Source organism: Enterobacter sp. FW301-JW81 (genome assembly GCF_058788735.1).
Genome location: NZ_JBYTBA010000010.1, coordinates 87,973 through 100,702, shown reverse-complemented (window position 1 = coordinate 100,702; position 12,730 = coordinate 87,973). Strand labels below are relative to the sequence as shown.

14 protein-coding genes are annotated in these 12,730 nt (G+C 52.6%); 8 read left to right on the top strand and 6 right to left on the bottom strand.

What is annotated here, in order from left to right:
• Positions 1 to 129: 129 nt before the first annotated feature.
• Positions 130 to 633: a molybdopterin-guanine dinucleotide biosynthesis protein MobB gene (mobB, locus tag AC3WOK_RS22765; RefSeq protein ID WP_063431220.1), complete on the bottom strand. Its 504-nt coding sequence runs from the start codon at positions 631 to 633 to the stop codon at positions 130 to 132.
• Positions 630 to 1,214, bottom strand: a complete 585-nt coding sequence (gene mobA, locus AC3WOK_RS22760; RefSeq protein ID WP_492355146.1) for a molybdenum cofactor guanylyltransferase MobA — start codon at positions 1,212 to 1,214, stop codon at positions 630 to 632. Before mobA ends, mobB begins: the two co-directional genes overlap by 4 nt.
• A 68-nt stretch (positions 1,215 to 1,282) precedes the next feature.
• Here mobA and AC3WOK_RS22755 point away from each other — a divergent pair, with 68 nt between their 5' ends.
• The 3 genes from AC3WOK_RS22755 to dsbA all read left to right on the top strand — a co-directional run bounded on the left by AC3WOK_RS22755 (position 1,283) and on the right by dsbA (position 3,265).
• Positions 1,283 to 1,552 carry a YihD family protein gene (locus AC3WOK_RS22755; protein WP_003861904.1) on the top strand — a complete coding sequence of 90 codons (270 nt, stop codon included), beginning with the start codon at positions 1,283 to 1,285 and terminating at the stop codon, positions 1,550 to 1,552.
• A gap of 75 nt (positions 1,553 to 1,627) precedes the next feature.
• Positions 1,628 to 2,614 carry a serine/threonine protein kinase gene (locus tag AC3WOK_RS22750; RefSeq protein WP_492355145.1) on the top strand — a complete coding sequence of 329 codons (987 nt, stop codon included), beginning with the start codon at positions 1,628 to 1,630 and terminating at the stop codon, positions 2,612 to 2,614.
• A 27-nt stretch (positions 2,615 to 2,641) separates the two neighbouring features.
• On the top strand, positions 2,642 to 3,265 hold the full coding sequence (gene dsbA / locus AC3WOK_RS22745; RefSeq protein WP_047345540.1) for a thiol:disulfide interchange protein DsbA: 624 nt from the start codon (positions 2,642 to 2,644) through the stop codon (positions 3,263 to 3,265).
• A 23-nt stretch (positions 3,266 to 3,288) separates the two neighbouring features.
• Here the strand turns inward: dsbA and yihG are convergent, their stop codons facing one another.
• Positions 3,289 to 4,140 carry a 1-acylglycerol-3-phosphate O-acyltransferase, YihG family gene (gene yihG / locus AC3WOK_RS22740; RefSeq protein WP_235836466.1) on the bottom strand — a complete coding sequence of 284 codons (852 nt, stop codon included), beginning with the start codon at positions 4,138 to 4,140 and terminating at the stop codon, positions 3,289 to 3,291.
• On the opposite strand from yihG, the gene AC3WOK_RS22735 reads away from it, so the two are divergent.
• From AC3WOK_RS22735 to spfP, 3 genes are all read left to right on the top strand, one after another.
• Positions 4,037 to 4,300, top strand: a complete 264-nt coding sequence (locus AC3WOK_RS22735) for a hypothetical protein (protein ID WP_235836467.1) — start codon at positions 4,037 to 4,039, stop codon at positions 4,298 to 4,300. The two genes, yihG and AC3WOK_RS22735, sit on opposite strands and share 104 nt — an antisense overlap.
• Before the next feature lie 336 nt (positions 4,301 to 4,636).
• Positions 4,637 to 7,429 carry a DNA polymerase I gene (gene polA / locus AC3WOK_RS22730; protein WP_492355144.1) on the top strand — a complete coding sequence of 931 codons (2,793 nt, stop codon included), beginning with the start codon at positions 4,637 to 4,639 and terminating at the stop codon, positions 7,427 to 7,429.
• A 166-nt stretch (positions 7,430 to 7,595) separates the two neighbouring features.
• Entirely contained in the window at positions 7,596 to 7,643 is a 48-nt protein-coding gene (gene spfP, locus AC3WOK_RS22725) for a small protein SpfP (RefSeq protein ID WP_071892919.1), read from the top strand.
• A 99-nt stretch (positions 7,644 to 7,742) separates the two neighbouring features.
• On the opposite strand, the gene yihA is transcribed toward spfP, so the two are convergent.
• Positions 7,743 to 8,372 (bottom strand): ribosome biogenesis GTP-binding protein YihA/YsxC, encoded by a 630-nt coding sequence (yihA, locus tag AC3WOK_RS22720; protein ID WP_023309768.1) that lies wholly within the window; start codon positions 8,370 to 8,372, stop codon positions 7,743 to 7,745.
• A 577-nt stretch (positions 8,373 to 8,949) separates the two neighbouring features.
• Between yihA and yihI the strand changes: the two genes are divergently transcribed.
• Together yihI and hemN are read left to right on the top strand one after the other, a co-directional pair.
• Positions 8,950 to 9,465: a Der GTPase-activating protein YihI gene (gene yihI / locus AC3WOK_RS22715; RefSeq protein ID WP_047345538.1), complete on the top strand. Its 516-nt coding sequence runs from the start codon at positions 8,950 to 8,952 to the stop codon at positions 9,463 to 9,465.
• A 188-nt stretch (positions 9,466 to 9,653) separates the two neighbouring features.
• Positions 9,654 to 11,027 carry an oxygen-independent coproporphyrinogen III oxidase gene (gene hemN / locus AC3WOK_RS22710; protein ID WP_492355143.1) on the top strand — a complete coding sequence of 458 codons (1,374 nt, stop codon included), beginning with the start codon at positions 9,654 to 9,656 and terminating at the stop codon, positions 11,025 to 11,027.
• Between the two features lie 66 nt (positions 11,028 to 11,093).
• Here the strand turns inward: hemN and AC3WOK_RS22705 are convergent, their stop codons facing one another.
• Complete coding sequence (locus AC3WOK_RS22705; protein WP_032670298.1) at positions 11,094 to 11,204, bottom strand: YshB family small membrane protein; 111 nt, start codon at positions 11,202 to 11,204, stop codon at positions 11,094 to 11,096.
• 110 nt (positions 11,205 to 11,314) lie between these two features.
• Positions 11,315 to 12,727 carry a nitrogen regulation protein NR(I) gene (gene glnG, locus AC3WOK_RS22700; RefSeq protein WP_063431208.1) on the bottom strand — a complete coding sequence of 471 codons (1,413 nt, stop codon included), beginning with the start codon at positions 12,725 to 12,727 and terminating at the stop codon, positions 11,315 to 11,317.
• Between the last annotated feature and the right edge of the window lie 3 nt (positions 12,728 to 12,730).

The window sequence follows — 12,730 nt, the reverse complement described above, 5'->3', positions numbered from 1 at the left end:
TCCCCATGTGAGAGTAGGGAACTGCCAGGCATCAAATAAGTAGAGAGGCCATCCGCAAGGATGGCCTTTTTGCGTTTTTGAACCACCGAATTTTGTAGGCCGGGTAAGGCAAAGCCGCCATCCGGCAAGTCAGACCGCACTCCACGCCACAATAAACTCCGCAATCCCATCCACATCATTTAAATCCAGCAGCGGAACCTCCAGCGGCAACACAACATCACTGGCTACGGCAATCACGTGCTCATCAAGCGCTAACTCACTGACATCATGCCCGGCATCGCTTCGGAACAGCAGGATCTTAGGCACGGCCTCATGCTTAAAACCCTCAACCAGCACCAGGTCCAGCGTGGAATGATCCATCCGGCTAACCAGATAAGCCAGATCCAGCGGCGCCTCATCCGGCGTTTCTGTCATCAGCGCCCAGCGTTGAGTACTTGCCACCATCGTTTGCGCTGCACCCGCTTTACGCAACGCATAGCTATCTTTGCCAGGTTTATCGACATCCATATTATGGTGGGTATGCTTAATCAATCCTGGACGGATACCTCTTGCACATAGCGCAGGAATGAGCTTTTTCAGCAGCGTGGTTTTCCCGGTCCCACTCCAGGCGGAAATGGCTACAACAGGTATCATCTTTTCTCCTGCATCATCTGCAAATCTTCACTCGTATTCACGTTCACAAACGCTGATTTCAAATCGCTAAAATCAACGGGATGTCCGCCAGAGCCGCGCATAAAAACCATCACCCTGCGCTCTCCCGCAGCCAGATACGCCTGCAGGGCAGGTGCTAGCGATCGGTGCATCAACGCGATAGCAGGATGGTCACGCTCGCCGTCATGTACCCAAACCACAGGCGCTGCGCCACGGAGCAATAACAAACGCTCGACAAGGCAGGACGGAATAAACGGCGTATCGCAGGGACAGAACATAAACCACTCTCCGTGCGACTGTTGTATGACCGAAAGCATACCGGCCAGCGGTCCCGGGTAATTCTCAAGGCTATCCTGATAAACGGCGTACCCGCTGCGCTGGTAAGTGCCAATATGCCTGTTCGCACTGATGACCATTGTCGTCACCTGGCCTGCAAGCGTATCAGCGACGCATTGCCATAAGGGTTTGCCGTTAAGGAGTTGAAGCCCCTTATCTTTTCCCCCCATACGCGTTGCTCTGCCACCCGCCAGAACCACGCCGATGATTTCCAGACCCCGATTCACGAATATCGCCTCTTTTATTGTGGGATTGACCCTGCTAACGTGTCACTCTAAATGAAAGGAGCACCACCATGAAATGTAAACGTCTGAATGAAGTTATTGAACTCCTCCAGCCCGCCTGGCAAAAAGAGCCAGAGCTGAATCTGATGCAATTTTTACAGAAACTGGCGAAAGAGTCAGGTTTTGACGGCGAACTGGCAGACCTTTCTGACGACATCCTGATCTACCACCTCAAAATGCGTGACTCTGCCAAAGATGCTGTTATTCCTGGTATTCAGAAAGATTATGAGGAAGATTTTAAGACCGCATTATTGCGCGCCCGAGGCGTAATTAAAGAGTAAAAGCTTGTAAGCGGCGGCACCGAAATCGCCACAAGATGATATCCTGAATCATTCGTATAATTTCCGGATGATCGGATGAACGACCAGGCTTTTACTTTCCAGACATTACACCCGGACACCATTATGGATGCCCTGTTTGAACAGGGCATTCGCGTGGATTCCGGGCTAACGCCGTTAAACAGCTACGAAAACCGCGTTTATCAATTTCAGGATGAGGAACGTCAGCGCTTCGTCGTAAAGTTCTATCGTCCTGAACGCTGGTCCGCAGAACAAATTCAGGAAGAGCATCAGTTTGCTCACGATCTGCTGGATGACGATGTCCCCATTGCCGCACCGCTAAAATTCAATAACCAGACGCTCCTCACGCACCAGGGGTTTTATTACGCGGTATTCCCAAGTCTGGGGGGGCGCCAGTTTGAGGCGGATAATATCGATCAGATGGAGTGGGTGGCTCGCTATCTGGGACGTATACACCAGACGGGACGCAAAAAAACCTTTACTGCCCGCCCGACTATCGGGATTCAGGAATACCTTCTTGAACCGCGTGAAATATTCGAAACGTCTGCAATGATTCCCAATGCGCTAAAGGGAGATTTCCTCAGCGCTACCGATAAGCTTATTGCTGCGGTTAAAACCTGCTGGCGCGATGATATTTCCGTTCTGCGCCTGCATGGCGATTGTCACGCCGGCAATATTCTCTGGCGCGATGGCCCGCTGTTTGTCGATCTCGATGATGCGCGCATGGGCCCAGCGGTTCAGGATCTGTGGATGCTGCTCAATGGCGACAAAGCCGAGCAACGCATGCAGCTTGAAACCATTATTGAAGCCTATGAAGAGTTTAGCCCGTTTAATTCAGACGAAATTGCCCTGATTGAGCCTTTACGTGCTATGCGTTTTGTTTATTATCTCGCATGGTTAATCAGGCGTTGGGACGATCCCGCATTTCCTCGAAATTTCCCGTGGCTTACCGGAGAGGATTACTGGCGTAGCCAGATATCTACATTTACTGAGCAGGTTAAGGTTCTTCAGGAGCCCCCTCTGCAATTAACGCCGATGTATTAATTAGACACACCCAGGAGAGAGTTAATCATGAAAAAAATTTGGCTGGCGCTGGCAGGTATGATTCTGGCATTTAGCGCTTCTGCGGCGCAGTTTACCGACGGCAAACAGTACATCACGCTGGACAAGCCTGTCGCTGGCGAGCCACAGGTTCTGGAGTTCTTCTCGTTCTATTGCCCACACTGCTACCAGTTCGAGCAGGTACTGCATGTTTCTGACAACGTGAAGAAAAAGCTGCCGGAAGGCACCAAAATGACCAAGTACCACGTTGAGTTCCTGGGTCCATTGGGTAAAGACCTGACTCAGGCGTGGGCGGTAGCCATCGCGCTGGGCGTTGAAGATAAGGTAACGTCCCCAATGTTTGAAGCCGTGCAGAAAACCCAGACCGTTCAGACCACTGCGGATATCCGTAAAGTTTTCGTAGATGCCGGCGTGAAAGGTGAAGATTATGACGCGGCATGGAACAGCTTTGTGGTGAAGTCACTGGTGGCACAGCAGGAAAAAGCGGCGGCTGACCTGCAGCTGCAGGGCGTTCCGGCAATGTTTGTTAATGGCAAATACCAGCTGAACATGCAGGGCATGGACACCAGCAGCATGGATATCTTTGTACAGCAGTACGCCGATACCGTGAAATACCTGGTTGAGAAGAAGTAATTTCGCTGATGTAAAAACGCCGGTCACTGACCGGCGTTTTTGTATGAAGATTTAATGCTGTCTATCTGTTCGTCTTTCTCTTTCCAGAGCGCATTAAGCCACTGCTGGAAACGACGCTTGAAATTCTTATCGTTAACGTAGTCACCATGCAGTTCGGCATCTATCGGGACCAGATCGACACGCACAACAATACGCGTTAGTTTGCCGCTGAGCATATCGAAGAACGGCGTCTTATCGTTTTCCGGATAGCAGAGCGTGACGTTAAGGAGCTTATCGAACTGCGTGCCCAGCACATTAAGCGCCATCGCAATGCCTGCGGCCTTTGGCGGCAGCAGATTCTGATAAGGGGAACGAGTTTGTTGGTGCTTCTCTTGCGTAAACCGGGAGCCTTCAACAAAGTTCACGATGGTTGTTGGATGCGCACGAAACTTTTCGCAGGAACGGCGTGTGGTCTCCACATCTTTACCGCGACGCTCCGGATGACGAATCAAATAGCTGCGCGAATAGCGTTTCATAAACGGCATATCCAGCGCCCAGCAGGCCAGGCCGATAAAAGGTACCCAGGCGAGCTGCTGTTTCAGGAAGTATTTGTTCATCGGGATGTGTTTGCGGAAAAGCACACACAACACCACGATATCAGCCCAGCTGTGGTGATTGCAGATCAGCAGATACCAGTTTTTTTTGTTGAGGCTCTCCAGCCCTTTGATATCCCACTTCAGATGTGGGTTCAGGCACAACAGGATTGCCAGTCCTTCACACCAGCAGTACATCATGAAATTACAAAATGCGGACACGGCTCGCCACACCGCGGGTACAGGCAGCAGCAGTTTAACGAGCCCGGCGATAATGATCGGCACAGAACAGGCGATAGTCACCAGGATAGTTAAAATGATGCTTAACAGTAATGTTATTGCAGCGAGCAATCTCGACATGATGAGCTTTTTCAAATGGTTAGCTGTAAGTGGGCAGCCGGCTATTCGGCGCTGGGCGCTGATTTTATCAGAAAACAGACAAAGTAATGGGGCTTTCACGTGAGGAACTGGCGGCTTTTCCTCTGTCGCAGAAGATTTCTCTGTGATTCTGCGCTAATCAAGGCTTATATCCACATAGACTAAATTGCCATCAGTTAGCATATAGAGAAGATCTGGCAACATAACAGCATGATAATTAAGATCTAAATATAACCCAATATGTGTTTTAAGCGACTGTTATTCATATGAAGTGAAAATATGCACAAACTTATCCACAGTTTTATTTTTGCGAGCGATCCTCACGATCGCAAAATCTTTTCCGGTATCTGGCGCTAATAACTGATGTTTTCATCCTTCTGTGGCATCCTTTACGCATAAATTGATTAAAGGCACGGACATTATGGTTCAGATCCCAGAAAACCCTCTTATTCTCGTCGATGGCTCTTCTTACCTGTATCGGGCGTATCATGCGTTTCCTCCTCTGACCAATAGCGCAGGGGAACCTACCGGCGCAATGTACGGCGTGCTGAATATGCTTCGCAGCCTTATTCTTCAGTATCAGCCAACTCATGCGGCAGTCGTTTTTGATGCGAAAGGCAAAACATTCCGCGACGAGTTGTTTGAGCATTACAAATCCCACCGTCCGCCAATGCCTGACGATCTGCGCGCGCAGATTGAGCCACTGCACGCCATGGTGAAGGCGATGGGCCTGCCGCTGCTGGCCGTTTCTGGCGTCGAAGCCGATGACGTCATCGGCACGCTGGCGCGTGAAGCTGAAAAAATGGGCCGACCAGTACTGATCAGCACCGGTGATAAAGATATGGCACAGCTGGTGACGCCGGGTATCACCCTGATTAACACCATGACTAACACCATTCTGGGACCTGAAGAGGTGGTTACAAAGTATGGCGTGCCGCCTGAACTGATTATCGACTTCCTCGCATTGATGGGTGACTCCTCGGATAACATTCCTGGGGTTCCGGGCGTCGGTGAAAAAACCGCGCAAGCGCTGCTTCAGGGGCTGGGCGGGCTGGATACGTTATATGCGGAATCGGATAAAATCGCCGGGCTCACCTTCCGTGGTGCAAAAACCATGGCCGGAAAACTGGAAGAAAACAAAGAGGTGGCTTATCTCTCTTATAAGCTGGCAACCATCAAAACCGACGTTGAACTGGAGCTGGGCTGTGAACAGCTGGAGGTACAACAGCCTTCCGCTGACGATCTGCTGACCCTGTTTAAGAAATATGAATTTAAGCGCTGGATCACTGACGTAGAAGCCGGCAAATGGCTGCAGGCAAAAGGTGCCAAACCTGCTGCAAAGCCGAAAGAGACAATTGTTGTTGATGCAGAAGAGCAGGCGGAAGAAGCCGCCGCGGTGCTTTCCTCTGACAATTATGAAACCATTCTTGACGAGTCGCAGCTGATTGCGTGGATCGAGAAGCTGAAAAAAGCGCCGGTCTTTGCCTTTGATACCGAAACCGACAGTCTTGATAACATCTCTGCCAATATGGTGGGCCTCTCCTTTGCCACTGAGCCCGGTCTTGCGGCCTATGTGCCCGTCGCGCACGATTACCTGGATGCGCCGGAACAGCTCTCCCGTGAGCGCGTGCTTAAGCTGCTGAAGCCGATCCTGGAAGACGAGAAGGCGCTGAAGGTCGGGCAAAATCTCAAGTACGACCGCGGCATTTTGCAGAACTACGGCATTGAACTGCGCGGGATTGCCTTCGACACAATGCTCGAATCCTACATTCTGGACAGCGTCGCGGGCCGTCATGATATGGATTCCTTATCTGACCGCTGGCTCAAGCACAAAACGATCACGTTTGAAGAGATTGCCGGTAAAGGGAAAAATCAGCTTACCTTTAACCAGATTGCTCTCGAAGAGGCAGGGCGCTACGCGGCGGAAGATGCTGATGTCACGCTGCAGCTGCACCTGAAGATGTGGCCAAAACTGCAGAAGCATGAAGGACCGCTGAACGTGTTCCAGCATATCGAGATGCCGCTGGTTCCCGTACTGTCCCGCATCGAACGCAACGGCGTGAAGATCGATCCAACGGTGCTGCATAACCACTCCGGTGAGCTCGCCCAGCGTCTGACCGAGCTTGAGCAAAAAGCGCATGAGCTTGCCGGCGAGCCGTTTAACCTCTCTTCGCCGAAGCAGCTGCAAACCATTCTGTTTGAAAAGCAGGGTATCAAGCCGCTGAAGAAAACCCCTGGCGGCGCACCGTCAACTTCTGAAGAGGTGCTGGAAGAGCTGGCGCTGGATTACCCGCTGCCAAAAGTGATTCTGCAGTACCGTGGCCTCGCGAAGCTGAAGTCTACCTACACCGACAAGCTCCCGCTTATGATCAACCCGAAAACAGGCCGCGTGCATACCTCATATCATCAGGCTGTAGCGGCGACGGGGCGTCTCTCGTCAACCGATCCAAACCTGCAGAACATCCCGGTACGTAACGAAGAAGGCCGCCGTATTCGTCAGGCTTTTATTGCGCCCGATGACTACCTGATTGTCTCGGCTGACTACTCGCAAATTGAGCTACGCATTATGGCGCATCTCTCCCGCGACAAAGGTTTGCTGACGGCCTTCGCAGAAGGGAAGGATATCCACCGGGCGACCGCGGCGGAAGTTTTCGGTTTGCCGCTGGACAGCGTGACGAACGAACAGCGCCGCAGCGCTAAAGCGATCAACTTCGGCTTAATTTACGGCATGAGCGCGTTTGGCCTTTCGCGCCAGCTCAATATTCCGCGCAAAGAGTCGCAAAAGTATATGGACCTCTACTTCGAACGCTATCCGGGCGTGCTGGAATACATGGAGCGCACCCGCGCGCAGGCGAAGGAGAAAGGTTACGTTGAAACCCTTGATGGCCGCCGTCTCTACTTGCCGGACATCAAATCCAGCAACGCGGCGCGACGCGCTGGCGCAGAGCGTGCGGCGATCAACGCCCCGATGCAGGGTACCGCGGCGGACATTATCAAGCGCGCAATGATCGCCGTTGATGCCTGGCTAGAAAAAGAGAAGCCTCGCGTGAAAATGATCATGCAGGTACACGATGAACTGGTATTCGAAGTGCACAAAGACGATCTCGACGTCGTATCGAAAAAGATCCACGAACTGATGGAAAGCAGCATGACGCTGGACGTGCCGTTGCTGGTGGAAGTGGGAAGTGGTGAAAACTGGGATCAGGCTCACTAACGCTTCTGCGAAGAACGCGCGTTTTATGTAAGTTTGCAACATAACAACGCGCGTTTTGTGACGATCATTAGAATTCCCTATGTAAAGAATGAAAAAAAACTACAAAAAGTGCTTTTTCTGCAGCACAAAAAGGGGTAGAGTTATCGACGTAGGGTACAGAGGTAAGATGTTCTATCTTTCAGACCTTTTACTTCACGTAATCGGATTTGGCTGAATATTTTAGCCGCCCCAGTCAGTAATGACTGGGGCGTTTTTTATTGCGGCAAAGAAAAAATCAGGGCAAAAAAAAGCGCGGCCGTCGCCGCGCTCGGTATTACTCTTCTTCCGCTTCCGTCGCGGGTTCCAGCTCGCTAAACCAGGTGTCGAGTTTCTGACGCAGCTTGTCCACGCCCTGCTTTTTCAGCGAGGAGAACGGCTCAACCTGCACATCACCGTTGAACGCCAGTACCGCTTCGCGAACCATATTCACCTGCGCTTTGCGCGCACCGCTTGCCAGCTTATCGGCTTTTGTCAGCAGCACCAGCACGGCGATATCGCTTGCGACAGCCCAGTCGATCATCTGCTGATCCAGATCTTTAAGGGGATGGCGAATATCCATCAACACCACCAGACCTTTCAGGCACAGGCGCTTTTCCAGGTATTCACCCAGCGCACGCTGCCATTTGATTTTCATCTCTTCCGGTACCTGTGCGTAACCGTATCCCGGTAAGTCGACAAGGCGTTTGCCTTCTGCCACTTCAAACAGGTTAATCAGCTGGGTACGGCCAGGTGTTTTTGAGGTACGCGCCAGGCTCTTCTGATTGGTCAGCGTATTCAGGGCGCTGGATTTCCCCGCATTGGAGCGGCCAGCAAAGGCCACTTCAATGCCGGTATCAGAAGGAAGGTGGCGAATATCGGGCGCACTGGTGACAAAATGCGTCTGTTGGTAGTTCCAGGTAGTCACGTGGTCGTCTCCAAAATCGTAATCTGAGGGAGATTATACCCGAATGCAGGCAAAAGGCTTTCTGATTACATATGACCTGTAGGCTAAAGCCCCAAACGGTGTGAGAGATCGGCCAGAGATGCTATGGGAGATTTCAGAGAATTCGCAGGCGTTAAAAAATGCAAACTGTTTTAAATCATGAGCTTATTCCCGGGTAATTATCTGAAAATCTCTTTTTATACTGTTTCGTTGCTTGTTAGTTTATGCGAACAAGGTAAAGTGTGCGTCAGGGCGAGGAAGCCATCAGGAAATCGACTTAAGGATTAGGGTCAGGAGCGCCAGGAGGCGAAGACGCAGGATTGTCAGGATGACCAGCGCCTGGAGGCGTTTTAACAGGAAATGGAACCGTATCACGGACGGTATTAGCCAAGGGATAAACAGGGTTTGTTGTTGGCAAACACGGATTGTCTGACCCGCTAAGGGTTGTGAGTCAGGAAAAAAGGCGACAGATTGCTCTGTCGCCTTTTTTCTTTGCTTGCTTTCTGCTAGATTTCGCCGCAATTCTATACTGAAGAAAACGACTTAAAGATAAAACATCATGAAAAAACCAACCTCCGCTGCGGGTGCGAAACGCCCTGCAAAAGCACGCCGCAAAACGCGCGAAGAACTGAACCAGGAAGCGCGCGATCGTAAACGCGATAAAAAACATCGCGGTCATGCTGCGGGTAGCCGTGCCAGCGGCGTTGGTGCAGCGGGCGCTTCTGCAAAAGGCAAACAGCAGAAAGATCCTCGTATCGGCAGTAAAACTCCCATTCCACTGGGCGTGACAGACACCCCGGTCACTAAGCAGCACAAACCAAAGAGCGAGAAACCTATGCTTTCACCGCAGGCTGAGCTGGATTTGCTGGAGAACGATGAGCGCCTGGACGCGCTGCTGGAACGTCTTGAAGAGGGTGAAACCCTGACCGCCGAAGAGCAGTCATGGGTTGATGCCAAACTGGATCGCATCGATGAACTGATGCAGAAGCTGGGCCTGTCATACGACGATGACGAAGATGAAGAAGAAGACGAAAAGCAGGAAGATATGATGCGTCTTCTGAAGGGTGGAAACTAACATTTGCACCCGGCAGGCACGATAGTCCTGCTTATAACCCTTCCGGTTATATGTTATCTGGTGTGGTTATTCGTTAAACTACGGCGGTTGTCGCGGCGACAGAAGTGGCTGCGCACCCGAGTGATGGCCCGCAATAGGGCCGGAACGGGCCGCCGTATACGAACGCGACACCAACGGAAGGAGTGAGCATGTCAGTACCATCTATCGACTGGGATTTGGCCCTAATCCAGAAATATAACTATTCCGGGCCGCGTTATACGTCATACCCCACTGCGCTGGAGTTCTCCGATGCCTTCGGCGAGGATGATTTTCAGCAGGCTGTCGCGCGCTATCCTGAGCGTCCGCTGTCTCTCTACGTCCATATTCCGTTCTGCCACAAGCTCTGCTACTTCTGCGGCTGCAATAAAATCGTTACCCGTCAGCAGCATAAAGCCGACCAGTATCTTGACGCGCTCGAACAAGAAATTGTGCATCGCGCGCCGCTGTTTGCTGGCCGTCACGTCAGCCAGCTTCACTGGGGTGGCGGCACGCCAACCTATCTGAATAAAGCGCAAATAAGCCGTCTGATGACTCTGCTGCGCGGCAATTTCAGTTTTAACGACGACGCTGAAATCTCGATCGAGGTCGATCCGCGTGAAATTGAACTGGATGTGCTGGATCATTTACGTGCAGAGGGCTTCAACCGCCTGAGCATGGGCGTGCAGGACTTCAATAAAGAAGTTCAGCGCCTGGTGAACCGCGAGCAGGACGAAGAATTTATCTTTGCCTTACTCAACCATGCGCGTGAAATTGGCTTCACCTCGACCAATATTGACCTGATTTACGGCCTGCCAAAGCAGACGCCGGAAAGCTTCGCCTTCACGCTGAAGCGCGTGGCCGAACTTAACCCTGACCGCCTGAGCGTCTTTAACTATGCGCATTTGCCGACGCTTTTTGCCGCTCAGCGTAAAATTAAAGATGCCGACCTTCCTTCTGCCCAACAGAAGCTGGATATCCTGCAGGAAACCATTACCTCGCTGACCGAGACCGGCTATCAGTTTATCGGTATGGATCATTTTGCCCGTCCTGATGACGAGCTGGCCATTGCCCAGCGTGAAGGGGTACTTCACCGTAACTTTCAGGGCTACACGACCCAGGGCGATACCGATTTACTGGGGATGGGCGTCTCCGCCATCAGCATGATTGGCGACTGTTACGCGCAGAACCAGAAAGAGCTGAAGCTTTACTATCAGCAGGTTGATGACACAGGTAACGCGCTGTGGCGCGGCATTGCGTTAACGCGCGACGACTGCATCCGTCGGGACGTGATTAAGGCGCTTATCTGCAACTTCCGTCTCGATTTCAGTGATGTGGAAGCGCAGTGGGGTCTGCACTTCAGCGATTATTTTGCAGAAGACCTGAAGCTCCTGGCGCCGCTGGCGAAAGACGGGCTGGTGGATGTATCGGAGAGTGCGATTGAGGTCACGCCGAAAGGGCGTCTGTTGATTCGTAACATCTGCATGTGCTTTGATGCCTACCTGCGGCAGAAAGCGCGTTTGCAGCAGTTCTCGCGGGTCATTTAAGCCGCATTGCTAAAAAACGTAGGCCGGGTAAGGCGTAGCCGCCACCCGGCTTTTACGTTCAACTCGCTAGCTAAACAGCCCGACCAGCGCCGCACACAGCACGGCCGCAACGGCGGTTTGTGGCGTGTGGCTTTCAGCGGCTCCGCTAGAGAGCATATTCACTAATGTTTCCAGCATGATGTTCACCCTCAATTTCCGGGCACGATCATACAAAACTTAACGGAACAGTAAAGCGCAAAATAACACCACTTTGCGCTCAATTAATAATCTTTACGCTGCGGTAAAGGTCACTCCATTCCGAGCTCTTTAAGCTTGCGCGTCAGGGTATTACGTCCCCATCCCAGCAGGCGGGCGGCTTCCTGCTTATGACCCTGAGTATGACGAAGCGCGGTGGTTAATAACGTACGCTCCATCTCAGGCTGAGCTTCAGACAGCAGGTTTTGATGACCGGAACGCAGCGCACGGTCCGCCCACTGCGCCAGCAGCGTCGCCCAGCTGTCCGGCAGCGTGTGCCCGGTACTGCTTTCAGGCGCGGTCGCTTCAAACAGCTCGGCCGGTAAATCCTGAATCAACACTTCCTGTCCGGCGGCCATCACGGTTAACCAGCGGCAGGTGTTTTCCAGCTGACGTACGTTGCCCGGCCACGCCAGACGCGTCAGAGCCGCATCGGTTTCCGGGTGAAGCTGTTTGGCTTCCACACCGAGCTCCCGGGCAGCCACCTGCAGGAAATGACGCGCCAGGCGAGGGATATCTTCACGGCGTTCACGCAGCGGCGGCAGATGAACGCGAATCACGTTCAGGCGATGGAATAAATCCTCGCGGAATTTTCCCTCCTGCACGCGTTGCTCCAGGTTCTGGTGGGTCGCAGCGATAATGCGCACGTCCACCTTCACTGGCGCATAGCCGCCCACGCGATAAAACTGCCCGTCGGCCAGCACGCGCAGCAGTCGGGTCTGGACATCCAGCGGCATATCGCCGATCTCATCCAGGAACAGCGTACCGCCGTCAGCCTGTTCGAAACGCCCCTGGCGAATGGTATTTGCCCCGGTAAACGCCCCTTTTTCATGGCCGAACAGTTCCGATTCAATCAAATCCTTCGGGATAGCCGCCATATTCAGGGCGATAAAAGGTGCTTTTGCCCGCGGGCTGTGGCGGTGCAGTGCATGTGCAACCAGCTCTTTACCGGTTCCCGATTCACCGTTAATCAATACGCTGATGGACGAGCGGGACAAGCGGCCAATAATGCGAAACACATCCTGCATTGCCGGCGCTTCGCCGATGATGTCAGTCGTTGGCCCAAAATCGGGCGCGTGGCGCGGCTGTTGCTGCTCCTGATAATGGCTAATCGCGCGCTCAACCAGCGCCACCGCTTCGTCAATATCAAACGGTTTGGGCAGGTAATCGAACGCCCCTTGCTGGTAGGCGCTCACTGCGGCATCCAGATCGGAATGTGCCGTCATTATGATGACCGGAAGCATAGGGTGGCGTTGTTTTATCTGCTTTAAAAGCGCCAGCCCGTCCATCCCCGGCATGCGAATATCCGACAGGAGAACATCCGGCGTTTTGGTGGTGAGTGCGTCGAGCACTTCGCTGCCGCTCTCAAACGTCGTGCAGCTTAATCCCGCCCCTGTGAGCGCGCGTTCAAGCACCCAACGGATGGAGCTATCGTCATCGACTACCCAGACTATCCCTCGTTGCATAAA